The sequence below is a fragment of the Winogradskyella sp. genome, assembly GCF_028289625.1.
In the GTDB taxonomy this organism is placed as follows: Bacteria; Bacteroidota; Bacteroidia; order Flavobacteriales; family Flavobacteriaceae; genus Winogradskyella.
On record NZ_JANQOM010000013.1, the window covers coordinates 140559 to 163988 of the forward strand.

The 23430-nt window shown below is 36.7% G+C and carries 21 protein-coding genes and 1 riboswitch; of the genes, 15 read left to right on the forward strand and 6 right to left on the reverse strand.

Annotated elements, in window-relative coordinates; genetic code table 11:
• The first annotated feature begins 53 nt into the window (after nt 1-53).
• Both Q0992_RS02760 and Q0992_RS02765 read left to right on the forward strand, forming a co-directional pair.
• Complete coding sequence (locus Q0992_RS02760; RefSeq protein ID WP_299520128.1) at nt 54-392, forward strand: P-II family nitrogen regulator; 339 nt, start codon at nt 54-56, stop codon at nt 390-392.
• Between the two features lie 5 nt (nt 393-397).
• On the forward strand, nt 398-1642 hold the full coding sequence (locus Q0992_RS02765; protein WP_299520130.1) for an ammonium transporter: 1245 nt from the start codon (nt 398-400) through the stop codon (nt 1640-1642).
• A gap of 168 nt (nt 1643-1810) precedes the next feature.
• Here Q0992_RS02765 and Q0992_RS02770 read toward each other — a convergent pair whose 3' ends face one another.
• From Q0992_RS02770 to Q0992_RS02790, 5 genes are read right to left on the reverse strand one after another with little or no spacing between them, the layout of a single operon-like run.
• On the reverse strand, nt 1811-4396 hold the full coding sequence (locus Q0992_RS02770) for a phosphoenolpyruvate carboxylase (protein WP_299520132.1): 2586 nt from the start codon (nt 4394-4396) through the stop codon (nt 1811-1813).
• Nucleotides 4397-4399: 3 nt separating this feature from the next.
• Nucleotides 4400-5518, reverse strand: a complete 1119-nt coding sequence (gene leuB / locus Q0992_RS02775) for a 3-isopropylmalate dehydrogenase (RefSeq protein WP_299520134.1) — start codon at nt 5516-5518, stop codon at nt 4400-4402.
• A 12-nt stretch (nt 5519-5530) separates the two neighbouring features.
• Entirely contained in the window at nt 5531-6121 is a 591-nt protein-coding gene (gene leuD, locus Q0992_RS02780) for a 3-isopropylmalate dehydratase small subunit (RefSeq protein WP_299520136.1), read from the reverse strand.
• Nucleotides 6121-7506, reverse strand: coding sequence for a 3-isopropylmalate dehydratase large subunit (gene leuC, locus Q0992_RS02785; protein ID WP_299520138.1), 1386 nt, complete (start codon nt 7504-7506; stop codon nt 6121-6123). The genes leuD and leuC overlap by 1 nt, the downstream gene beginning before the upstream one ends.
• Nucleotides 7507-8682: a 2-isopropylmalate synthase gene (locus Q0992_RS02790; RefSeq protein ID WP_299520140.1), complete on the reverse strand. Its 1176-nt coding sequence runs from the start codon at nt 8680-8682 to the stop codon at nt 7507-7509. It lies immediately after the preceding gene.
• A 143-nt stretch (nt 8683-8825) separates the two neighbouring features.
• Between Q0992_RS02790 and Q0992_RS02795 the strand changes: the two genes are divergently transcribed.
• The 3 genes from Q0992_RS02795 (at nt 8826) to Q0992_RS02805 (ending at nt 13158) form a co-directional block, all read left to right on the forward strand.
• Nucleotides 8826-10376, forward strand: coding sequence for a hypothetical protein (locus Q0992_RS02795; protein ID WP_299520142.1), 1551 nt, complete (start codon nt 8826-8828; stop codon nt 10374-10376).
• 151 nt (nt 10377-10527) lie between these two features.
• Nucleotides 10528-10652, forward strand: a riboswitch (SAM riboswitch).
• 121 nt (nt 10653-10773) lie between these two features.
• On the forward strand, nt 10774-12072 hold the full coding sequence (locus Q0992_RS02800; RefSeq protein ID WP_299520144.1) for an O-acetylhomoserine aminocarboxypropyltransferase/cysteine synthase family protein: 1299 nt from the start codon (nt 10774-10776) through the stop codon (nt 12070-12072).
• Nucleotides 12073-12150: 78 nt separating this feature from the next.
• Nucleotides 12151-13158, forward strand: coding sequence for an alpha/beta fold hydrolase (locus Q0992_RS02805; protein ID WP_299520146.1), 1008 nt, complete (start codon nt 12151-12153; stop codon nt 13156-13158).
• Between the two features lie 41 nt (nt 13159-13199).
• On the opposite strand, the gene Q0992_RS02810 is transcribed toward Q0992_RS02805, so the two are convergent.
• The gene (locus Q0992_RS02810; RefSeq protein WP_299520148.1) at nt 13200-14033 is read right to left on the reverse strand and encodes an AraC family transcriptional regulator; all 834 of its coding nucleotides are present in this window, start codon (nt 14031-14033) and stop codon (nt 13200-13202) included.
• Nucleotides 14034-14166: 133 nt separating this feature from the next.
• Between Q0992_RS02810 and Q0992_RS02815 the strand changes: the two genes are divergently transcribed.
• From Q0992_RS02815 to arsM, 10 genes are all read left to right on the forward strand, one after another.
• Nucleotides 14167-15081, forward strand: a complete 915-nt coding sequence (locus tag Q0992_RS02815; RefSeq protein ID WP_299520150.1) for a dihydrodipicolinate synthase family protein — start codon at nt 14167-14169, stop codon at nt 15079-15081.
• A gap of 1 nt (nt 15082) precedes the next feature.
• Nucleotides 15083-16666, forward strand: coding sequence for an aldehyde dehydrogenase (NADP(+)) (locus Q0992_RS02820; protein WP_299520152.1), 1584 nt, complete (start codon nt 15083-15085; stop codon nt 16664-16666).
• Nucleotides 16666-17676, forward strand: coding sequence for a 4-hydroxyproline epimerase (locus Q0992_RS02825; protein ID WP_299520264.1), 1011 nt, complete (start codon nt 16666-16668; stop codon nt 17674-17676). Before Q0992_RS02820 ends, Q0992_RS02825 begins: the two co-directional genes overlap by 1 nt.
• Nucleotides 17677-17678: 2 nt before the next feature.
• A complete protein-coding gene (locus tag Q0992_RS02830) occupies nt 17679-18926 on the forward strand; it encodes an FAD-binding oxidoreductase (protein ID WP_299520154.1) in 1248 nt (415 codons plus the stop codon).
• An 86-nt stretch (nt 18927-19012) separates the two neighbouring features.
• Nucleotides 19013-19348 (forward strand): arsenosugar biosynthesis-associated peroxidase-like protein, encoded by a 336-nt coding sequence (locus Q0992_RS02835; RefSeq protein WP_248724107.1) that lies wholly within the window; start codon nt 19013-19015, stop codon nt 19346-19348.
• 21 nt (nt 19349-19369) lie between these two features.
• Complete coding sequence (arsS, locus tag Q0992_RS02840; RefSeq protein ID WP_299520158.1) at nt 19370-20425, forward strand: arsenosugar biosynthesis radical SAM (seleno)protein ArsS; 1056 nt, start codon at nt 19370-19372, stop codon at nt 20423-20425.
• A 17-nt stretch (nt 20426-20442) separates the two neighbouring features.
• Entirely contained in the window at nt 20443-20946 is a 504-nt protein-coding gene (locus Q0992_RS02845; RefSeq protein WP_367277934.1) for a rhodanese-like domain-containing protein, read from the forward strand.
• On the forward strand, nt 20939-21568 hold the full coding sequence (locus tag Q0992_RS02850) for a TIGR04282 family arsenosugar biosynthesis glycosyltransferase (RefSeq protein WP_299520160.1): 630 nt from the start codon (nt 20939-20941) through the stop codon (nt 21566-21568). Before Q0992_RS02845 ends, Q0992_RS02850 begins: the two co-directional genes overlap by 8 nt.
• Nucleotides 21561-22373 carry a purine-nucleoside phosphorylase gene (locus tag Q0992_RS02855; protein WP_299520162.1) on the forward strand — a complete coding sequence of 271 codons (813 nt, stop codon included), beginning with the start codon at nt 21561-21563 and terminating at the stop codon, nt 22371-22373. The genes Q0992_RS02850 and Q0992_RS02855 overlap by 8 nt, the downstream gene beginning before the upstream one ends.
• Before the next feature lie 83 nt (nt 22374-22456).
• A complete protein-coding gene (gene arsM / locus Q0992_RS02860) occupies nt 22457-23425 on the forward strand; it encodes an arsenosugar biosynthesis arsenite methyltransferase ArsM (RefSeq protein WP_299520164.1) in 969 nt (322 codons plus the stop codon).
• Nucleotides 23426-23430: the final 5 nt, after the last annotated feature.

Here is a 23430-nt window from a genome sequence, read left to right on the forward strand (position 1 = left end):
ATTTTAAACTCAAAACAAAATGTACAAACTTCAACTTATTAAAATTATCATCTATGAAAAAAATCGAAGCAATAATTAGAAAATCAAAGTTCTCTGATGTTAAAAACGCCCTCCACGATGTTGGCGTTAACTTCTTTTCGTACTGGGATGTTACAGGTCTTGGCAATGAAAAAGAAGGCCACGTGTACAGAGGTGTTACCTATAGCACTAGCGATATTCAAAGACGTTATTTATCCATTGTAGTCAACAATGATTTTGAAGAGGTTACCATCAAAGCAATACTAGATTCAGCTGGTACAGGTAACGTAGGTGATGGTAAAATTTTCGTTTCAGAGATTAAAGAAGTTTACCGAATAAGAACTAAAGAAAAAGGTGGACAAACATTAAGATAAACGCTATGGAATTACTCACAATAAATAATGTATGGATGATGATCTGTACAGCCCTCGTATTCTTTATGCATTTAGGTTTTGCCCTATTAGAAATTGGCTTGACACGCCAGAAGAATACACTCAATATTTTATTTAAAAATATATTTATTATCACTGTTGGCCTGCTACTCTATTATCTAATAGGGTTTAATTTGATGTATCCTGGAGAGTTTAATGGGTATTTGGCTTTTCCTGATTTGGGAATTGGACTTGGGGATATGCCAAATTCATACACCAATGCCGATGGATCTGCCTATGCTGATGGTGGTTATACCTATTGGACAGATTTCTTATTTCAAGGCATGTTTGCAGCAACTGCCGCTACGATTGTATCAGGTGCCGTTGCGGAACGTATAAAAATTGGTCCTTTCATGATATTTACGATTCTTTATGTCGGACTAATTTATCCTATTGCAGGTTCATGGAAATGGGGAGGAGGTTTTTTACAAACCCTTGATACACCATTTTATGATTTTGCAGGTTCAACACTTGTTCATTCCGTTGGTGGGTGGGCTGCTGTCATTGCAGTGTGTTTATTAGGTTCTAGAATTGACAAGTTCAAGGACAGAAAAATACAGGCAATTCCAGGTCATAATATTCCATTAGCTACAGCTGGCGTACTCATCCTTTGGCTAGGTTGGTTCGGGTTTAATGGCGGTTCTGTTTTATCAGCAGATCCCGAACTCACGTCTTTAACTTTAGTGACCACATGTTTAGCTGCAGCCGCTGGCGGTGTTGTTTCGGCTTTAGTTTCGACTTTGAGATATAAAAACCTGGATTTAACGATGTTTCTTAATGGTATATTAGGTGGACTTGTTGGTATTACTGCTGGTGCTGATCAAATGAGTCCTACAGATGCTATAATTATTGGAGGTATAGCTGGAGCACTAATCGTATTTGCAGTTTCTTTAATCGATCGGTTGAAATTAGATGACCCGGTTGGAGCCATCGCAGTACACCTTATTTGTGGAATCTGGGGAACCTTAGCGGTAGGCATTTTTGGAAACCTAGCCAGTGGTGCACAATTTCTAAGTCAACTCATAGGTGTGGCATCTTATGCTGCTATTTGTATCGTCTCTTCTTTTATTATCATCTTCACACTGAAGAAAACGGTTGGAATCCGAGTTTCAGAACGCGAGGAATTAGAAGGACTTGATGGCTATGAGCACGGCATGGATGCTTATCCAGACTTTAGAATGAACGAACACTAACAACTATATAAGTTTAAAATTGATTGTATAAATTAAATTGTTAGAAAAAACCTTTGAAGTTAAGTTCAGAGGTTTTTTTATTAGGTATAGTTGATTAACTTAAATAATGAATAAGAAATTTTTGTCAGTAAGAGTGCCAAATCTATGATTTGGTGTACTTCGACTTCGCTAAGCTGAATTTCGACTTGCATTAATATTTCCAAATAGCGATCTAGTCACCATTTTCTCAAAAACCTTAATCTTCTGCTCGTCCTTAACTTTAGCTTTTTCTAATTCCTGAATCTTTTTTAAAGCATATTGCTGAATAGTTAAAAGCGGTAAAACAATAGACTCCCTAACAGCAATTGAAGCTTTTGAAACCAACTCATCTTCCATAAGCTCTTTAAAGCCTGTGAGTTTAAGAATAAGCCGCTTAGTGGTCTCATATTCTGTATAAATGGTTGTCCAAAATTCACCATACTCCGGATCCTCGGACATATATCTTGTTAAGTCGAAAAATGATTTAGATAAGGACATCATACTATTGGCAATTAAAGCCCTGAAGAATCGAGATGTCTCATATAAATGTTGAACCTTTTCAAATTCTCCCTTGTCTTCATAATATTTTAATGCCGTTCCAACGCCATAAAACCCTGGTACATTTTGCTTCAATTGACTCCATGACCCTACAAAAGGAATGGCCCTTAAATCCGCAAACACCAATCCTTCAGATTTACCGCGCTTGGATGGCCTACTACCTATATTGGTCTTAGCATAGTACTTTAGTGTACTCATATGCTCTAAGTACGATAAGAACTTAGGATGCTTCTTGAAATTAACATAGGCTTCGTAGCTTAAATTCGCCAAGTTATCCATGACGTCTTTATCATCTTCAAGCATTTCTAAACTCTTATCATTAAGACGGTTCGAAATACCAGAACTTATCAATTGCTCCATGTTATATTGAGATGATTCTATAGTTCCGAAATTAGAACTAATAGTCTGTCCTTGAATAGTCAGCTGGATTTCCTTATCTTCTACAGTCGGACCAAGTGATGCATAGAATTTATGTGTTTTACCACCACCACGTGCTGGTGGACCTCCTCTACCATCAAAAAAAATCACATCAATATCATATTTACGCGACAATTCGGTTAAAGCTTCTTTTGCCCTAAAAATTCCCCAGTTCGCCATAAGATAACCTCCATCCTTGGTACCATCACTAAAACCTAGCATTATTGTCTGTTTGTTACCTCTCTCCGCCAAATGTTTACGATAACTTGGATTGGTATAAAGCTCTTCCATAACACTTGGGGAAGCTTCTAAATCCGTAACTGTTTCAAACAATGGAACGACATCCGCAGTTAAGTTATCACCAAAAGCAATAATTTTTAACATGGCAAATAACTGAAGTACATTTAAAGTCGTCTGATTGTTGCTTATGATATAGCGATTACAGGCGATTTCACCATTTTTATCCTGAATGGTCTTCATGGCTCTTATGGTCTCCACAATATTTATCGCCATTTCACCTTTAAATTCAATTGGTTCAATCACGCCTTCCACTTCGGATAAATGTTTCAACTGTTGTTGTAGTGGTAATTCGAAGAAATCTTCAGGGAACTTATCACTTCCATTTTCTATTAGCTCTCTTACCAATGCTCTAAACATGGCATCATGCACACGGCTATCTTGTCTTATATCCAAACTCGCAAAATGGTAACCAAATAAAGTCGTTCTATTAATTAAGGTGGTCACCTTATCTACAAAAAGTGATTGGTGCTGATCGATGAGAATGTTCCTTATTATATTTAGTTCTTCTCTAAATTCCAATAAAGAAATTCTACTGGATTCTTCTTTATGAAGTAAGGTATTATACAACCTATGATTGATATCAATAATGCGCTCTCTAATACCTCTAAACGTCAGTCTTCGTCGAAGATACTTCACATCCTTAATATAGCACTTGATTACAGATTCTTTTAGCTTTCTGGCAACATCAAGTGTTATCTTTGGTGTTACGAATGGATTACCATCTCTATCTCCTCCTGGCCAGAACCCTACATTAATCAATGAGTTGTCTATTTCCCTATCATCAAATATATTTTGTTGTACATAGTCGTAAATACCGCCAAAAGAATGATAGAATACATTCTTTAAATACCACATAAGATTTACGGCCTCATCATAAGGTGTTGGTTTTTTATCTTTAAAGAAAGGGGTTTTCCCCAACTGCCCTAATAGTGTATTGATTTCTGACAAGTTATCTACCTTAATCGCCTCGGCAAGATCAGTAATAATACCCAATACTGTACCAGGATAAAATTGTGTTGGATGGGCCGTTAGGACAATTCTAACGTTAAACGCTTCTAAATAGTCTTGTAATAACTCCTTTTTATTATCTGCTTGTGCACTTTCCTTTAAACTCCTTAAAGTACCTATGCCTTCCATATTATTAACCACAGGAAATGCCGCATCCTCAACAGCATCAAATAATACGACTTGCCGTTCTATATACTGTATAAAACGAAATAACAGATTAATTTGGCTCTGTTCGGATCGTCTTGCCTGATATTTCTTAAAAAACGTATTGACTATTGTTGTTGGGTCTTCATGGTTATTAAAACCCTCTTTACAAGTGTCATAAAAAAGGGGCAACAAGGCAGCCGTTTTAGACAAAGCATCAAATGGCAAGGTCATAAATATACTATTGTATATCTGATATTTTGATAAAACGTTTTGGTTAAAACGCTTTAATTTTGGCTCTGCTGGCATCGTTTAAATAATAGTGGATTGCCCCAAGTGGATATTTGTGAAATTGATGTTTTTATCCTTTGGGTTGTAGATAAAATCCTCAATAAATTCTCCTACCCGATTTGTAGTGACATTGTCATATTTTGTATTGATGTCTGGTGTAGAGATATTTAATTTTAAAGATTTTTCTACAGCCAATCTTAGCAATTCTGCTTCACTAAACAATTCGAAATGCTCCAACAACATTACTGCCGAGAGTATAGATGCTATTGGATTGGCTATTCCTTTTCCTGTGGCTTGAGGATATGATCCATGAATAGGCTCGAACATCGCATATTTTTCACCTACGGATGCGGACGCCAACAACCCTATTGAACCTCCAATAACACTGGCTTCGTCACTAATAATATCACCAAACATGTTCTCTGTTAATATAACATCGAATTGTTTTGGGTTGAGTATCATTTGCATTGCTGCATTATCTACAAATAGAAAGTCTAATTCTACATCTGGATACTGTTTTGAAACCTCTTTAACAACGCGTCTCCATAATCTTGAAGTTTCAAGTACATTAGCCTTATCGACCAAGGTTACTTTATGATTTCTATTTTCAGCAGCCTTGAATGCTAAATGCGAAATACGTTCTATTTCTTCTCTGGAATAAGCACATAAATCAGATGCCATATTACCATCATCAGTCAACTGTTTTTCCCCAAAATAAATACCTCCAGTTAACTCCCTATAAATACTTATGTCTGTACCTTCGATGATATGTTTCTTTAAAGGCGACTTATCCAATAAGGTCTGGTAAGCTTTTACCGGCCTGATATTGGCAAACAATCCCAATTCCTTTCTTAGCTTAAGCAATCCTTGTTCTGGTCTTACTTTAGCTGAAGGGTCGTTATCATATTTTGGATGACCAATAGCACCAAATAAAACGGCATCACTAGACTTGCAAATATCCAAACTCTCTTCCGGCAAGGGATTATTGTACTTGTCTATAGCTACGGCTCCAACATCAGCTTTAGTAAATATAAAATTATGGTTGAATTCTGTGGCAATAGCTTTTAAAGCTTTTACGGCTTGATTAGTAACCTCCGGACCAATACCATCACCTTGTAAAACTGCTATATTTAAGTTCATTTTTATTCTTAGTTAGTATGTTTTTTGGGCTTCGAAAGCCTCAATTAATTCTTTATTATTGATTAAGTAATCTATATCATCGTAACCATTAATCAAACAGGTCTTTTTATAGGCATCTATTTCAAATTTTTCCGAAAGATCTTTTCCTTCAACTGAGATGACCTGATCTTCTAAATTCACCTCAACAAGCGTCTGTGGATTAGACGCAATTTCATTAAATAAGTCACTTAAGAATTGTTCTGAAACTTGTACAGGCAACAACCCATTATTCAAAGCATTGCCTTTGAAGATATCCGCAAAAAAGCTCGACACAACCACTTTAAATCCATAACCCACTATTGCCCAGGCCGCATGTTCTCTACTCGACCCACATCCAAAATTATTGCCAGCCACTAAAATGCTGCCGCTAAACCGTGAATCATTTAAAACAAAACCCGTATTGACTGACCCATCTTTATTATACCTCCAATCCCTAAACACATTATCTCCAAAACCCTTTTTATCAGTTGCTTTCAAAAAGCGTGCTGGTATAATCTGATCCGTATCAACATTTTCTATATTCAACGGAATAGTTGTGGATTTTAATGTTGTAAACTTTTCCATTAATTCAAATGTTTCGTGATGTCAATTATTTTACCTTCTACCGCAGTAGCAGCTGCCACTAAAGGACTTGCTAGAATGGTTCTAGATCCTTGTCCTTGTCGACCTTCAAAATTTCTATTTGAGGTGGAAACGCAATACTCCCCTTGTGGTATTTTATCATCATTCATGGCCAAACACGCCGAACATCCTGGTTGACGCAATTCAAAACCGGCTTCATCAAAAATATCTTTAAGACCTTCAGCAATAATTTGTGCTTCAACCTGTTTACTGCCTGGTACCAGCCATGCCGTGACATTTTCGGCCTTTTGTTTTCCCTTAATATAATTGGCTGCGACCCTAAAATCTTCAATTCTTGAATTGGTACAACTTCCAATAAACACATAGTTGATGGGCTTATCGATTAAACGTTCACCAGCTTTAAAGTCCATATATTTCAGAGACTTTTGAAACGACGCATTATCTTCTAAGGGTATCGATTCTGTTATCTTTATACCCATACCAGGATTTGTTCCGTAGGTCACCATTGGCTCAATGTCTCCAGCCTCAAAGGTGTATTCTTTATCGAACACTGCTCCTTCATCTGAAGGAAGGGTTTTCCAATAAGCAAGTTGCTTTTCAAAATCCTCACCTTTTGGCGCAAACTCTCTTTCCTTTATATATTCAAAAGTAGTCTCATCTGGTGCAATCATGCCACCTCGAGCTCCCATTTCTATACTCATATTACATACGGTCATACGACCTTCCATACTCATGTTCTCAAAAACGCTTCCTGCATATTCACAAAAATATCCTGTACCAGAGTTGGTGCCGAGTTTTGAAATAATATAAAGAATGACATCTTTGGGAAGCACACCTTTTTTTAACTTACCATTTACGATAACCCTTAAGCTCTTAGGTTTTTTTAGCAGCAAGCATTGACTTGCAAAAACCTGAGCTACCTGGCTTGTCCCTATACCAAAAGCAATGGCTCCAAAAGCACCATGGGTAGAAGTATGACTGTCACCACACACCATTGTAATTCCTGGTTGTGTAATTCCTAATTCTGGAGCCATTACATGCACAATTCCATTATATTTATGGCCTAACTCATATAATGTAATATTGTTCTTTTTGCAATTTTCTGAAAGCTGCTCTAACTGTTTTCTAGATAGTGTATCTTTTATGGGTTGATCTTGATTGAGCGTTGGAGTATTATGGTCTGCTGTTGCTACAATCTGGTTAGGCCTAAAAATAGGAATTCCGCGGTTTTCCAATTCATTGAAAGCCTGCGGACTTGTAACTTCGTGTATTAAATGCCTGTCGATATACAGTATCTGCGGCCCATTCTCAATACTACTGACCACATGCGAGTCCCAGACCTTATCAAATAGTGTTTTTTTGCTCATCTAAGCTGAAATAATTTGATGATAGACCTTACTCGTTTCAATAATTTGATGGATATCATTGTCATCAATCTCCTTCTTTTGATCCGCAAAGCTTAAGAAATTGGTATAGACCTCATCGAGTTGTAACTTAGTGAGATCATAACCCACTTTTTTGGCTCTGTAGGCCAAAGCGGCGCGTCCACTTCTGGCAGTTAAGACTATAGCGGAGTCGGTAACACCTACGTCTTTAGGGTCTATAATTTCATATGTTGCACGGTTTTTAATGACCCCATCTTGATGAATCCCAGAACTATGGGCAAAAGCGTTAGCACCTACAATGGCCTTATTTGGCTGTGTATAGATGCCCATGCTATCACTTACCAATTGACTCATACCGTACAGCATGGACGTATTGATATTGGTATCTAAATTGAGATATGGATGTTGCTTTAATACCATCACTACTTCTTCTAAAGCTGTATTTCCAGCACGCTCTCCAATACCATTTATAGTGCATTCTATCTGTCGCGCTCCGTTAATTACTCCTTCAATAGAATTGGCGGTGGCTAAACCTAAGTCGTTATGACAATGGCAAGATAAAATGGCTTTTTCAATCCCCTTCACATTTTCTCTGAGGTATTTCATTTTTGCACCATACTCGCTTGGCAGGCAATATCCAGTGGTATCAGGAATATTTAAAACTGTAGCACCAGCCTTAATAGCTGCTTCACAGACTCTCGCCAAGTAATCATTATCTGTTCTACCAGCATCTTCGGCATAGAACTCCACGTCTTCAACAAAAGACTTTGCATATTTCACAGCAGCATAAGCACGTTCTAAAATATCTTCTCGTGTTGATTTAAATTTATGCATTATGTGAGAATCCGACGTTCCGATTCCCGTATGTATTCTTGGTTTAACAGCGTACTTTAATGCTTCTGCAGCTACTTTGATATCATTTTCCACAGACCTTGTTAATCCGCAAACCGTGGCATTCTTAACAATTTTAGAAATAGCCTCGACCGATTTAAAATCACCAGGACTAGACACAGGAAAGCCCGCTTCAATAACATCAACACCAAGTGTGTCTAATTGTTCTGCAATAACAACCTTCTGCTCTGTATTTAGCTTACAACCCGGTACCTGCTCACCATCGCGAAGGGTTGTATCAAAAATTTGAATATTGGTATTTGCCATTTATCAAAATATAGATTAGTATTGTCTTACGAATTTATACCTTGAAATCCTCAATAATTGAAGCTATGATTTGTTTTTACGATGTTCAAAACCAAATATACATATTACAATACTGATTTTCAAGTATATACACCTGTTTTTCATTGACAACTAAAGGCCAAAAAGACAACTTATTTTCACTCGTAAAATCTTTGACCAAGTCAGAGAAACGCCAGTTTAAGCTCTATGTAGGGCGTTTAGGGGTTAATACCGATTCTAAGTTTCTGAATTTGTTCAATCTATTAGATAAAGCTAAAGTCTACAATGAGGCTACAATTTTAAAAAGTGGAATTGTCAAAAAACAACAGCTGGCCAATGTAAAAGCCCATTTGTACAAGCAAATTTTAATAAGCCTTAAACTCAACCCTTCACATCAAAACGTACGATCTCAAATTAGAGAACAGCTCGATTTTGCATCTATCTTATATCATAAAGGTTTATACAAGCAAAGTCTGAAAATATTGGATAAGGCAAAAGAATTAGCTATCGTGAATGAAGAAAAAAACTTAGCTTTTGAAATTGTAGAGCTCGAAAAAATTATCGAATCGCAATACATCACCAGAAGTATTAGCACGAGGGCTGACGAATTAGCCATACAAGCTAGAGATTTGAGTACGCAAAATGTCATTGCCAGTAAATTATCAAATCTATCACTCCAGCTTTACAGTATTATTCTAAAAACAGGTTATGTAAAAAACGAAGATGAAGCTAAGGAGGTCACCAAATATTTTAAAGATAGGCTTCCTGATATTAAAAACAAAAGACTAGGTTTTAGAGAAAAACTATGGTATTGTAAAGCGCACCTGTGGTATAACTTATTATTGCAAGATTTTTTAAATAGTTACCGATACGCCTCAAAATGGGTCGACTTGTTTTATCAGTATCCTAAGATGATTAATGTCAATCCTGTATTTTTCTTAAAAGGAAACAACTACTTACTCGAGTCCATATTTTTCTTAAGAAATAAAGTCAAATTTGTAGAAAAATTAGACGATTTTAAAGCGACCATATACCACCCAAAATTTATTAAAGACGAAAATGTGGCGACTTTGGTTTTTCTGTACACTAATTTTCATAGTATTAACCAACACTTTATTGATGGTAGTTTTGAAGAAGGTTTGGCCTTAATTCCGAAAATAGAAAAAGAACTTTTAGAGTTCGAAGACCGCATCGACCCACACCATAAAGCCATCTTTTACTATAAGTTTGCCAGCCTAGAATTTGGTTCGGGTAATAATAAAGCCTGTATAAAATATCTTAACAAGATTATTTCTAACAAATCCTTATCCATGCGTGAAGATTTACTCTGCTTCTCTAGGGTTTTAAATCTTGTAGCGCATTATGAAGCTGGATTGGATTACCACCTCGAAACCCTACTGCGAAGTACCTACAAGTTTTTAATTAAGATGAATGACTTGCACGAGGTACAAAAGGAAATGATAAAATTTATACGCGGCTTACAAGATATCTATCCGCAAGACTTAAAAAATGCATTTAAAGAATTAGCTGAACGACTTAAAGTCTATGAGGATCATCCATACGAACGCAGATCTTTTCTTTATCTCGATATTATTTCGTGGTTAGAAAGTAAAATTGAGAATAAATCAGTGGCAGATATCATCAAGAGTAAATATCTAAACCGCAACAAAACATAGCTCGATCACCATCTCCATATTTAAGATTTTTCAATTTTTATAACACGATTGTTTCATTTTCATAAAAAAAGTATAAAAATGAAAATAAATTTGGATTTTAATTTTTTCTGATGCAATATTTGTAAAGACAAAGTTCAAAACACTTACTGAAATGTTATCAAGAAAGGTGGAGGGAATAGACCCGATGAAGCCTTAGCAACCCTCAGATTTACTGAGAAGGTGCTAAATTCTACTTGAATGCGCAGGTCATTTTTTGCAAGTTCGGATAGATAACTAAAGACTAATTACTCATCTGTAATTAGCACATTCTTATAACATTTTTCTAATAAGTAGGCTTCAAAAGAGAAGCATATTTGACTTTTGGTTTAATTTATTTTAACTCAAAAAAACTAGAAAAATGAGTACACAAAAATTTGCAACTAAAGCATTGCACGCAGGGCACGATGTCCAAAACAATGGAGGCACAAGAGCCGTTCCGATTTATCAATCAACAGCTTATGTGTTTAACGATTCTGATCATGCCGCTAATCTTTTTGCATTAGCTGAAACTGGTAATATTTATACCAGAATCAACAATCCTACTAATGATATCCTAGAGCAGCGACTAGCCGCTTTAGAGGGTGGTATTGCTGCGGTAGTTACGGCTTCGGGCACCTCAGCAATCGCGACATCATTGCTTACGCTTTTAAAAGCGGGTGATCACATTGTAGCATCCAACAGTTTGTATGGTGGCACATATAACTTACTGAGCGTAACTTTGCCAAGACATGGCATAACGACGACTTTCGTAGATCCTTCAAATCCAGAAAATTTTAACAAAGCAGCTCAAGAAAACACCAGAGCATTCTTTATTGAGTCGCTCGGAAATCCGAAATTAGATGTTTTGGATATCGAAGCCATTTCAAAAGAGGCCAAAGCCTACAAAGTACCTTTAATTGTAGATAATACAGTAGCTACACCTTATTTGTTAAATCCTATCGAGTATGGTGCCAATATTGTAATCCACTCTTTAACCAAATACATCAACGGTAATGGGACAGCCTTAGGAGGCGTTATTATTGATGCTGGTACTTTTGATTGGACCAACGGAAAATTCCCAGAATTTACCGAGCCATCTCCAGGTTATCATGGGTTAGTTTACAGTGAAACCCTGGAAGCTGCGGCATTTATCGCTAAAGTAAGAATTGAAGGTCTAAGGGATTATGGTGGAGCCTTAAGTCCGTTTAATGCCTTTCAGATTATTCAAGGTTTAGAAACTTTAGAATTACGTATCAAAAAGCATAGCGAAAATGCATTGGAGTTATCGAAATGGTTGCAAGAACAGCCAGAAGTGAATTGGGTCAACTATCCAGGCTTAGAGACAAGTGCTTATAAACATATTGCGGATAAATACTTACCAAATGGGCAAAGTGGCATAGTCACCTTTGGTGTTGTTGGTGGTTATGAAGCAGCCAAAACTATTGCTGATACCACAAAGTTATTCTCGTTGTTGGCTAATATAGGAGATACCAAATCTCTAATTATACATCCTGCAAGTACCACACATCAGCAATTAAGTGATGAGGCACAAGAAAGTACCGGTGTTACCAAAGACCTTATTCGTTTGTCTGTTGGTATTGAAAATATTGATGATTTAAAAGCTGATCTAAAAGAAGCCTTTACGGTTGTAAAGCAACAAAAAGAACTTCAGAATTAGCCTGTATTAGTGTTGTTTAGTTTAGTGCAGGTGCCTTGGCTTCAAGGCATCTGTTTAACTTTTCAAATTGATAAAAAAATGAGCGCATTAAAACATATCACCATTTCGAACTACAAAACCAATAGTGGTAAGTCAACAGCTATTTCTTTGTCTTATCAAACCTTTGGTTTGTCGCTTGGAGAGGGACCAATTGTGTTGGTAAATCATGCACTTACCGGAAACTCTAATGTTATTGGAGACAAAGGCTGGTGGAATGACTTAATTGGAGATCAAAAATGTATAGACACTTCTAAATACACCATTTTAGCATTTAATATTCCAGGCAACGGTTATGACAATAACCCTAAAAATTTAATTGCAAATTACAAAGATTTCAACGCTAGGGCAATTGCCGAGCTGTTTGCCTTAGGCCTAGAGGAATTGGATATTAAAAAACTGTTTGCAGTTATTGGAGGTTCTGTAGGTGGTGGCATTGCATGGGAATTGGCAGCTTTAAAACCTGACTTGATTCAGCATTTAATCCCTATCGCTACAGATTGGAAATCCACAGACTGGCTAATTGCCAATTGTCATATCCAAGATGCGATATTAAACCATTCGAGCCAACCTTTGGCAGATGCCAGGATGCATGCCATGACCTTGTATCGCACACCAGAATCATTGACACAAAAATTTCATAGAACAAAAAAAGAAGAGGCCTTATTTAATATTGAATCTTGGTTGAACTATCATGGTGATACATTAACCAATCGTTTCAGTTTGTCGGCCTATAAAATGATGAACCAAATTTTGAGAACCATTGACATTTGTGAAGGTCGAGGTGAATTTTTAGAAGTAGCTTCACAGATAAAATCGTGTATTCATTTGGTGACCATTAATTCTGATTTATTCTTTAAACCAGAAGAAAACTGGAACACCTACGTGGAATTAAAAGGGGTCAAGGAAAATATAACCATTCATGAAATAAAATCTATTCATGGACATGATGCCTTTTTGATTGAATTTGACCAGTTAGCAAAGTTCCTGAAACCCATATTTAAAGTTAAAAGTAATGCATTTGAAATCGTTCCTAAATGTGTAGCTTAAACAGTGCTATTAACCAAAATCCGAGTCTAGGCTCGGATTTTTCACTTTATAAACTGGCTTGGGTTAACACCTTTTATTCTCTTAAAAATTCTATTAAAATTAGAAATATTCCTAAAGCCAGATATGAAGGCAATTTCAGAAACAGTATAGTCATTTTTCTCTTGCAACAACCTACTCGCCTTTTCGACTCTAAATTCATTTAAAAACTGAATATAGGTTTTATTAGTTCGCTTTTTAAAATACTTACAAAATGCATTTTTGGTCATATTAGCCACCTTAGAAACGGCTTCCAAGGAAATATCTTTATTGTAATTATTAAGCGTAAACTCAAAAACATTTCGCATGCGGTCGCCTTCAACTAAGCTGTATTTTTTATCATAAACAAATGAAGATAAACTTGTGTAGTCTGCCTCTACCATATATTGCAGTAAGCGAAGCAGAATAATAAACCGATCTAGTTTAGACGCTGTTTCAAGTTTTAAAAATAAACGTCTTATCGTTTCGATATGAGATTGTAGCTTAAATCCATATCGAGAACGTTCAAAAAAAGATTGAATACTTGCAAGTTCTTCAAGATTAAAAAAGGACTCTCCAAAGGAATGTCTTGTGAAAAATAAAGTCAACATGTGCGAATCTTGTGAGCTAACATCACTCTTAAAAACATGTGGTACATTGCTCCCTATGACCAATACGTCATTTGCACTATAATTATTTATGGTATCACCAACCACTAAAGTGCCACTACCTTTTACAATAAAACTAAGTTGTATCTCTTCATGCTGATGGAGCTTATCATAAAATACTTTAACCCTGTCCACCTGATAAACCAATCGTGCTTTATCGGGCTTCGGAATAACAAATGGTAATGCTTTCATTAATAATAATTAAATACTATTCAAAAATAGTATTTAATCACTTAAAATAGATAATATAATATTACTATAGATTAAAAATTCATTATTCATTCTTTACAATCTCAGCTAATTTTACATTTTAAAATCAATTCTTATGAGCATAAAATGGGAAGGCATAATGCCTGCTGTCACCACAAAATTTACGGATAACGACAGCTTAGACTTACACATGTTTCAACACAATATCGAGGCACAACTAGAAGCTGGTGTTCATGGCATTGTATTGGGAGGTACACTCGGTGAAGCAAGTACTTTAAGTAATGACGAAAAGCGAATTCTAACAAGGCATACTGTAGAAACCGTTAAAGGAAAAGTCCCTGTACTAATCAACATTGCAGAACAAACTACAAAAAATGCCATACTTGCAGCCCAAAAAGCCGAAGAAGATGGTGCTAAGGGTCTAATGATGTTGCCACCAATGCGCTACAAATCTGGAGATAGAGAAACTGTTGAATATTTTAAAGCAGTTGCCAACAATACCTCCTTACCTATCATGGTCTATAACAATCCTATTGATTACAAGGTTGAAGTCACATTAGATATGTTTGAAGACTTATTACAATGCGATAATATTGAAGCTGTAAAAGAATCAACCCGAGACATTTCTAACGTTACTAGAATCAAAAATAGATTCGGAAATCGATTGAAAATTATGACTGGTGTAGATACACTAGCCTTAGAAAGTTTGCTTATGGGAGCAGATGGATGGATTGCCGGTTTAGTATGTGCCTTCCCCAAGGAGACTGTTGCCATATACGAACTTCAAAAGGCAGGTCAGATTAATGAAGCTATTGATATCTATAGATGGTTCTTACCATTGTTAGAGTTAGATATAAACCCTAAATTGGTACAAAACATAAAACTTGCAGAAGTTGCAACAGGTATTGGCACTGAGAATGTTCGTGCCCCACGATTACCATTGCATGGGGAAGAACGCATAAACGTACATCGGGTTATTGAAAACGGCTTAAAAAACAGACCAAGCCTACCAGACTACAAAAATTTATAGAATGCAATCAGGAAAAAACTATATCGGAAATCAATTATCAGCTAAAGGGCCTAAGACTTACAAGACTTTTAATCCACAATTAAATATTGAGAATGCACCAATTTATACAGAAGCTACATCTGATGAAATAAATAAGGCCGTATTATTGGCTTTAGAAGCGTTTAAGACATTTAGAGCCATTTCAGGAAAACAAAAAGCAAGATTCCTAAATGCTATTGCGGACGAAATTCTAGCACTTGATGATGAATTGATTAAAATCTATTGCTCAGAAACAGGATTGCCAGAAGGAAGAGCAAAAGGTGAACGCGGCAGAACAATTGGTCAACTAAGAAGTTTTGCAGAATTAATTGCTGAAGGCTCTTGGGTAGAAGCTACTATAGATACTGCACAGCCAGAGCGCCAGCCAATACCTAAATCCGATATTCGTAAAATGCTTATTCCACTAGGACCAGTAGTCGTATTTGGCGCAAGCAATTTTCCGTTAGCATATTCGACGGCCGGAGGGGATACTGCTGCCGCTTTAGCAGCTGGTTGTCCTGTAATTGTAAAGTCGCACCCGATGCATGCCGGCACAGGAGAACTAGTAGCTTCAGCAATCATCAAAGCAGCAGAAAAAACCAGTATGCCTAATGGCGTGTTTTCCAATATCAATTCTAGCGGCATAGAAGTAGGTGCACAATTGGTTAAACACCCAGGTGTAAAAGCCGTAGGTTTTACTGGTAGTATCAAAGGTGGAAGAGCGCTTTATGATATGGCTGCGCAACGCGAGGAACCCATTCCTGTTTTCGCTGAAATGGGTAGCATTAATCCAGTGATAATTTTGCCTGAGGCTCTACAAAACAAAAATGAAAGTTTAGCAAAAACCTATGCCAATTCTATTACCTTAGGAACCGGTCAGTTTTGCACCAATCCAGGATTACTTTTAGGGATTAAAGGTGATGCTCTGTCCAACTTTATTAAGAATTTATCTAACGAGATCGTAAAAATAGAACCTTCTTGCATGTTGCATCCAAATATTATTGGAGCCTACGAAAGCAAAAAGCAAAATGCGATCTCACAACCCAATTTATCGGTTGTAATAGATTATGAAAATGATATACAACCCAACTATGCAAGGCAAACATTAACCACAGTTGAAGGTGAAATTTTTTTAAGTAATCCCACACTTCATCAAGAAGTATTTGGTCCATTTTCAATGATTGTTCAGTGTAAAGATGTTGATGAGTTAGAGCAAATTATTTCGAACTTAGAAGGTCAACTAACCGGAACGCTCATTGCCGATGAAGATGAGGCTGAACATTACCCTCAAATTATTTCGGCGTTACAAAATCGTGTTGGACGCATTATTTACAACGGTGTTCCAACAGGAGTGGAAGTTTGTCCTTCTATGGTTCACGGAGGTCCCTATCCGTCGTCAACAGATAGTCGCTTTACTGCAGTTGGCATCCATTCTATAAAACGATGGGTAAGACCATTTAGCTATCAGGACTGGCCAAACGCATTATTACCTTCAGAGCTAAAAAACGAAAACCCTTTGGAACTTTCCAGATTGGTTAATAATGTACAGACCGAAGCAAAACTATAATCATGACATCGACCTTTGTTTGTATTGATGCGCACACTTGTGGAAATCCTATTAGAGTTATAAAAGAAGGAGGGCCTGAGCTTATTGGTAACTCTATGAGCGAAAAGCGTCAACATTTTTTAAGGGAGTATGATTGGATAAGAAAAGGCTTAATGTTCGAACCACGAGGTCATGATTTGATGAGTGGAGCTATACTATATCCACCTCATAATCCTGAGAACGATTTCGCGATTCTGTTTATAGAGACCTCAGGTTGTTTACCAATGTGTGGTCATGGCACAATAGGTACTATTACTATAGCTATAGAGGAGGGCTTGGTAACACCACAAGTTCCCGGTAAAATTAAAATGGAAGCGCCCGCTGGTTTGGTAGACATTGAATATCAGCAAACAGGAAAGAAAGTAGATTGGGTAAAACTGATCAATGTAAAAAGCTATTTAGCTGCTGAGAGCTTAACCGTTGGTATTGATAGTTTAGGTGAAATTGCATTTGATGTGTCCTATGGTGGCAATTACTACGCTATTGTAGATCCGCAAGAAAATTTTCCAGGAGTTCACAATTTTACGGCCTCACAAATTGTTCATTTTTCAAAAGAAGCACGCAAAAAAATCAATGCCAAATATCCAAATTCATTTATCCATCCAGAAAATGAAACCATCAAAGACGTAAGCCATATACTTTGGACAGGAGACCCAATACATAAAGATTCTCATGGCAGAAATGCGGTATTCTATGGAGATAAAGCTATAGACAGAAGCCCTTGCGGTACTGGAACTTCAGCACGCTTAGCACAATTATATGCTAAAGAAAAATTACAACAAGGTGAAGACTATATTCACGAAAGTTTTATAGGAAGCAGATTTGTAGGTTGTATTGAAGAAGTTACTGAGTTGGATGGAAAAACAGCAATTGTTCCGAGCATTAAAGGTTGGGCAAAGGTATTTGGGAATAACACAATTACCATTGATACCGAGGACGACCCTTATGCTTATGGATTTCAGGTTATTTAAAAATGAGTAAAAATGTAATCATTATCGGTGGTGGTATTATTGGCTTGTGTTCGGCTTATTATCTTCAAAAAGAAGGACATAAGATCACTATTATCGATCAATCGAATTTAGATTCTGGAGCATCTTATGTTAATGCTGGCTATTTATCCCCAAGTCATATCATCCCATTATCTGCTCCAGGTGTAATGAAAAAAGGTTTAAAATGGATGTTCAATCCATCGAGTCCACTATACATCAAACCTCGATTAGATATGGATTTATTAAAATGGGCTTGGGCCTTTAACAAGTCTTGTAATACAGCCCATGTCCAAAAATCTGCTCCTGTTATACGAGATATTACGCTATTGAGCCAGCAGCTTTATGAAGACATAAAAACTTCAGAAAGCTTTACAGCGCAGTACGATAAAAAAGGATTATTGATGCTCTGCCAGACCCAGAAATTACTCGATGAGGAGTTAAAAATAGCTGAGATGGCCAAAAACCTCGGTTTGGATGCGAGAGAGGTTTCCCCAGAAGATATAAAAACTCTAGAGCCCAATATTGAAATCAATGCCATAGGGGCGGCTTATTTTAAGTGCGACCACCACTCTACACCGCATGAGTTTATGACCGAGATGAAAGACTACTTAAAAGCTGTAGGCGTTACTTTTTTTATTAATGAGAAAGTAGAAGATATTACAGTTAAAAATAGACTCATTACAGCTCTAATAACACAAAAACAAACTTTAAATGCGGATGAAATTGTGCTTGCTGCTGGTTCGTGGAGTACCATATTGAGTAAAAAAATAGGGTTAAAACTATTGATGCAAGCGGGAAAAGGTTATCGTATTAACACTGAACAAAAAACAGGAATTACAATCCCTGCGATTTTATCTGAAGCAAAAGCAGCAGTAACTCCAATGAATGGTTTCACAAGATTTGCTGGTACTATGGAGATTGCTGGCATTAATCACACTGTCAATAAGATCAGAGTTGAAGCTATTGCTAAAGCCGCTAACCGCTATTATCCAAGCATTCAACTCACTAAAAACGAAAAGGATAATGCGGCTTGCGGATTACGTCCAGTATCACCAGATGGACTTCCATACATAGGAAAGTCGGTTAAATGCAAAAACCTCACTATTGCTGCTGGTCACGCTATGATGGGTTGGAGTATGGGAACTGCTACAGGCCTGTTAATCTCTGAGATTATTTCAAATAAAAAACCATCACTGAAGTTAGGACCCTTTAACCCAGATCGAAAGTTTTAATATTTTTTATTTTTCTGTAATCTTTAAGAATTAACTTCGACAAAAAGTATTATATTAATTTTTCGTAAAAATTTATAATTACATATATGTCTAAAACCTATTATGACCCAGCAGATTTAAGAAAGTTTGGTAAAATAACGGAATGGAGCGAAGAACTTGGCAACAAGTTCTTTGATTATTATGGAAAAGTATTTGAAGAAGGTGCTTTAACAGCCCGCGAAAAATCGCTTATTGCCTTAGCTGTTGCTCACACAGAACAATGTCCATACTGTATAGATGCTTATACAAAAGATGGACTGCAACGTGGAGTAACCAAAGAAGAGATGATGGAGGCCATACATGTAGGTGCTGCTATAAAAAGTGGAGCCACCTTAGTACATGGAGTTCAAATGATGAATAAGGTCAATAAACTTGATGGTTAATTTTCCCCAAAACACAACTTAATGGCTACAAAGTCTCTAAAAAAACGCGAAAGCGAACTCGCAAATAGTAACAGACAACTCGAAATACTTTCTAACGGTATTTTTCAAAGTGGAGAACTCCCCACTTTTGCAAACAAGATTGCTGAAACCAATCAATTTCCACTTAAAGCCAAAAAGCTAGAAATACTTCAAATTAACGTTGGTTACATGTGTAATCAAGTATGTGAGCATTGCCATGTCGATGCTGGTCCTGATCGTAAAGAAATAATGACCAGAGTAACCATGCAACAATGTTTGGAAGTCATTAAAAATACTGGAGCTCATACTTTAGATCTAACTGGTGGCGCACCAGAAATGAATCCAGATTTTAGATGGTTTGTGGAGGAAGCTGCAAAAGCTGGCATTAAGGATTTTATTGTGCGTTCCAATCTGACCATTATTCGTGCAAACAAAAAATATTACGATTTACCTGAGTTTTTCAAAAAACACAACGTGCATGTGGTGAGTTCAATGCCACACTGGACAAGGGGTAAAACAGACAAACAACGTGGTGATGGCGTCTTTGACAAATCGATTAAAGCGCTTCAGGAGTTGAATGCTGTTGGTTATGGAATGCCCGACGGCGATTTAAGATTAGATTTGGTTTACAATCCATCAGGTGCATTTTTACCAGGAGACCAGGCGTCAATGGAAAAGGATTTCAAGAAGGCCTTAATGGAAGATTTTGGCATTCAATTCCATAACTTATTTGCCATAACCAATTTACCGATAAGTCGATTCTTAGATTATTTAATTGCTTCAGAAAACTATGAAGATTACATGTATCAATTAGTTGAGGCTTATAATCCTACAGCCGTTGCCAATGTGATGTGCACCAATACTCTTTCTGTAAGCTGGGATGGGTATTTATATGATTGTGATTTTAACCAGATGCTAGAATTACCAGTAAATAGTAAAGTAAAACACATTTCGGAATACAACGAAGAACTGCTGGAAGGTAGAAACATCGTGATATCGCAACACTGCTATGGTTGTACAGCAGGTGCTGGTAGTAGTTGCCAAGGAACGGTTACTTAACTTTAAAATTGTAGACAATGGACTTCATTAAACAAATTCTTTTTGGTGTTGCTTTAGTAATTTCAGCTTTTGGATCTTCTCAAGATTCTGTCTCTGAGTTATTAAAAAAATATAATACCGAAAATATTCCATATATCACGGTGCAAGAATTAGCCTTACCTAATGAAGATGCCATTCTTTTAGATGCTAGAGAAGCCAAGGAATATAATACGAGTCATCTAGAGAATGCCGTTCATGTTGGCTATGACTTCTTTGACATTAATTTGGTAACGAAGAACATCACAGACAAGTCCGCCAAGATTGTGGTCTACTGTTCTTTGGGAATTCGTTCTGAGGATGTCGCCGAACAATTAAAAAAAGAAGGTTATACCAATGTTTACAATTTATTTGGTGGTATTTTTGAATGGAAAAATAATGACTTTACGGTTTACGACAATAATAATGAACCTACAGACGATGTACACACGTTTTCTGAAGAATGGAGCCAATGGCTTTTAAAAGGCAATAAAATATATGACTGATGCACTTGTAATTGTATTTGTTAAAAATATAAAATTAGGCACTGTAAAGACGAGGCTAGCAAAAACTATAGGCGATTATGGTGCTTTCGAAGTCTATTCCGAATTGGTAAAAATTACAGAAAAAGCGACTTCGAAATTAAATGTAGATAAACGCATTTATTTCTCTAATGCGATTATCGATTCAAAATGGGAAAACAATTACAAAGCGGTTCAGAAGGGGCTAGATTTAGGGGAACGCATGTTCAACGCCTTTAAAGACGGTTTTGAATCAGGTTACAAAAAGATTGTCTTAATTGGTTCTGACCTTCCAGAAATTAGCGAAACCCATATTGAAAAAGGTATTAAAGCCTTAGATAAAAACGAAGTTGTTTTTGGGCCTGCAGAAGATGGAGGCTATTATCTTATAGGCTTAACGCGATTAATTCCTAAAATCTTCGAAAACAAACCATGGAGTCAAAGCCATCTTCTCAAAGTAACGTTACAAGAGTTACAGAATCTTGACCTAACAGTTAGTACTTTAGACACCTTAAACGATATAGACACCTATGAAGATTTAATCGCTTCGAATTTTTATAAAAACAACCAAAAATTACAAGAAAAAATACAGCAGCTTAATGATTAAATTTATCGAAGAAAGCACAAAATACTTAATAAAAAAGGGGTTTGATAATCCAGAAGCGGGCATTATACTTGGCACTGGATTAGGACAATTAATCAGCGAAATTGAAATTATCGCTGAGGCCAGTTATAATCACATTCCTAATTTTCCTACGGCTACTGTAGAGTTTCACAAAGGCAAGCTGATTTACGGAAATTTTGAAGGCAAAAAAGTAGTAGTGATGCAAGGACGTTTTCACGTATATGAAGGGTATACACTTCAAGATGTGACTTTTCCCGTGAGAATTATGGAAAATTTGGGTATCAAAACGCTTTTGGTCTCCAATGCTGCAGGTGCTGTAAACTTAAACTTTAAAAAAGGTGAGTTAATGCTTATTGATGATCACATCAATCTACAAGGAAGCTCACCTTTGGCATTTAAAGGTGTAGAACAATTAGGAGAGCGATTTACTGACATGAGTGCTCCTTACGATGCTGAGATAAATTCTAAAATTGAAACTATCGCCAAAGACAATGGCATAAAACTTCATAAAGGAGTATATGCCAGTGTGGTTGGACCTCAATTAGAGACCAGAGCTGAGTATAGAATGCTCAAGATTATCGGTGCAGATGCTATTGGCATGAGTACCGTTCCTGAAATTATTGTGGCCAATCATTTAAAATTAAAAGCGGCAGCAGTGTCAGTATTGACCGATGAATGCGACCCAGATAACTTAGAGCCTGTAGATATCGCAGAAATCATAGCTATGGCTGCAAAGGCAGAACCAAACATGATTACCTTATTTAAAGAATTGATAAAAACCATTTAACGTTATTCCGAACGAAGTGAAGGAATCTATATATGAGATTGCAACGTCACTTTGTTCCTCGCAATGATAAATAAAACAAACATATGAGTTACTTAGAAGCTACGCACGATTTATATAAAGAAGCGGCCTTAACACCAGATGTTGGGCTATGCTGTACTACCAATCCTGTTTGGGAATTGCCAGGACTGAAGATTCCAAAGATTATGCAAGAAATGAATTATGGCTGTGGCTCTACCGTACATGCGCGAGATTTAACCAATAACCCAAAAATGCTATATGTTGGTGTTGGAGGTGGTATGGAATTATTGCAATTTTCATATTTCAATCGTCAAAAAGGAGGAGTCATTGGTGTAGATGTTGTAGATGAAATGTTACAAGCTTCCCGAAAAAACTTTAAAGAAGCAGAGGTATTAAATCCATGGTTTAAAAGTGAGTTTGTAGAACTTAAAAAAGGAGATGCCATGAATCTTCCTGTTGAAGATAATAGTATTGATGTAGCCGCTCAGAATTGCTTATTCAATATTTTTAAAGCAGACGATCTTAAGAAAGCGATTGCTGAAATGTATCGCGTACTAAAGCCTCATGGTAGGTTGGTTATGAGCGATCCTACTTGCGAACAACCTATGAATGACGAATTGCGAAACGACGACAGATTACGTGCGCTGTGTTTAAGTGGAAGCTTACCCATAGCTGAATATGTTAAGATGTTAACTGATGCTGGTTTTGGCACCATAGAGATTAGAGCGCGCAAGCCATATAGAATACTAGACCCTAAACACTATAATACGGATGAACTTATATACATTGAATCTATCGAAGTCGCGGCCATCAAGGATCCGATGCCTGCCGATGGACCATGTATTTTTACGGGTAAAGCAGCTATCTATTTTGGTGATGAAGACTATATTGATGATAACGCAGGTCATATTTTATTAAAGAATCAACCGTTGGCTATTTGTGATAAAACTGCTGCTGCTTTAGCGAGTTTAGGCAGAGATGATATCTTTATTAGCGAATCAACATGGCACTATGATGGTGGTGGCTGTTGTTAGGTCAT

Coding starts and splice junctions, on each gene's coding strand:
- Q0992_RS02800 (WP_299520144.1), top strand. CDS start 10,774: ATGAGTACACAAAAATTTGCAACTAAAGCATTGCACGCAGGGCACGAT.
- Q0992_RS02765 (WP_299520130.1), top strand. CDS start 398: ATGGAATTACTCACAATAAATAATGTATGGATGATGATCTGTACAGCC.
- Q0992_RS02855 (WP_299520162.1), top strand. CDS start 21,561: ATGATTAAATTTATCGAAGAAAGCACAAAATACTTAATAAAAAAGGGG.
- arsS (WP_299520158.1), top strand. CDS start 19,370: ATGGCTACAAAGTCTCTAAAAAAACGCGAAAGCGAACTCGCAAATAGT.
- Q0992_RS02845 (WP_367277934.1), top strand. CDS start 20,443: ATGGACTTCATTAAACAAATTCTTTTTGGTGTTGCTTTAGTAATTTCA.
- Q0992_RS02850 (WP_299520160.1), top strand. CDS start 20,939: ATGACTGATGCACTTGTAATTGTATTTGTTAAAAATATAAAATTAGGC.
- Q0992_RS02815 (WP_299520150.1), top strand. CDS start 14,167: ATGAGCATAAAATGGGAAGGCATAATGCCTGCTGTCACCACAAAATTT.
- leuD (WP_299520136.1), bottom strand. CDS start 6,121: ATGGAAAAGTTTACAACATTAAAATCCACAACTATTCCGTTGAATATA.
- Q0992_RS02790 (WP_299520140.1), bottom strand. CDS start 8,682: ATGGCAAATACCAATATTCAAATTTTTGATACAACCCTTCGCGATGGT.
- leuB (WP_299520134.1), bottom strand. CDS start 5,518: ATGAACTTAAATATAGCAGTTTTACAAGGTGATGGTATTGGTCCGGAG.
- Q0992_RS02820 (WP_299520152.1), top strand. CDS start 15,083: ATGCAATCAGGAAAAAACTATATCGGAAATCAATTATCAGCTAAAGGG.
- Q0992_RS02770 (WP_299520132.1), bottom strand. CDS start 4,396: ATGCCAGCAGAGCCAAAATTAAAGCGTTTTAACCAAAACGTTTTATCA.
- Q0992_RS02810 (WP_299520148.1), bottom strand. CDS start 14,033: ATGAAAGCATTACCATTTGTTATTCCGAAGCCCGATAAAGCACGATTG.
- leuC (WP_299520138.1), bottom strand. CDS start 7,506: ATGAGCAAAAAAACACTATTTGATAAGGTCTGGGACTCGCATGTGGTC.
- Q0992_RS02830 (WP_299520154.1), top strand. CDS start 17,679: ATGAGTAAAAATGTAATCATTATCGGTGGTGGTATTATTGGCTTGTGT.
- Q0992_RS02835 (WP_248724107.1), top strand. CDS start 19,013: ATGTCTAAAACCTATTATGACCCAGCAGATTTAAGAAAGTTTGGTAAA.
- Q0992_RS02760 (WP_299520128.1), top strand. CDS start 54: ATGAAAAAAATCGAAGCAATAATTAGAAAATCAAAGTTCTCTGATGTT.
- arsM (WP_299520164.1), top strand. CDS start 22,457: ATGAGTTACTTAGAAGCTACGCACGATTTATATAAAGAAGCGGCCTTA.
- Q0992_RS02805 (WP_299520146.1), top strand. CDS start 12,151: ATGAGCGCATTAAAACATATCACCATTTCGAACTACAAAACCAATAGT.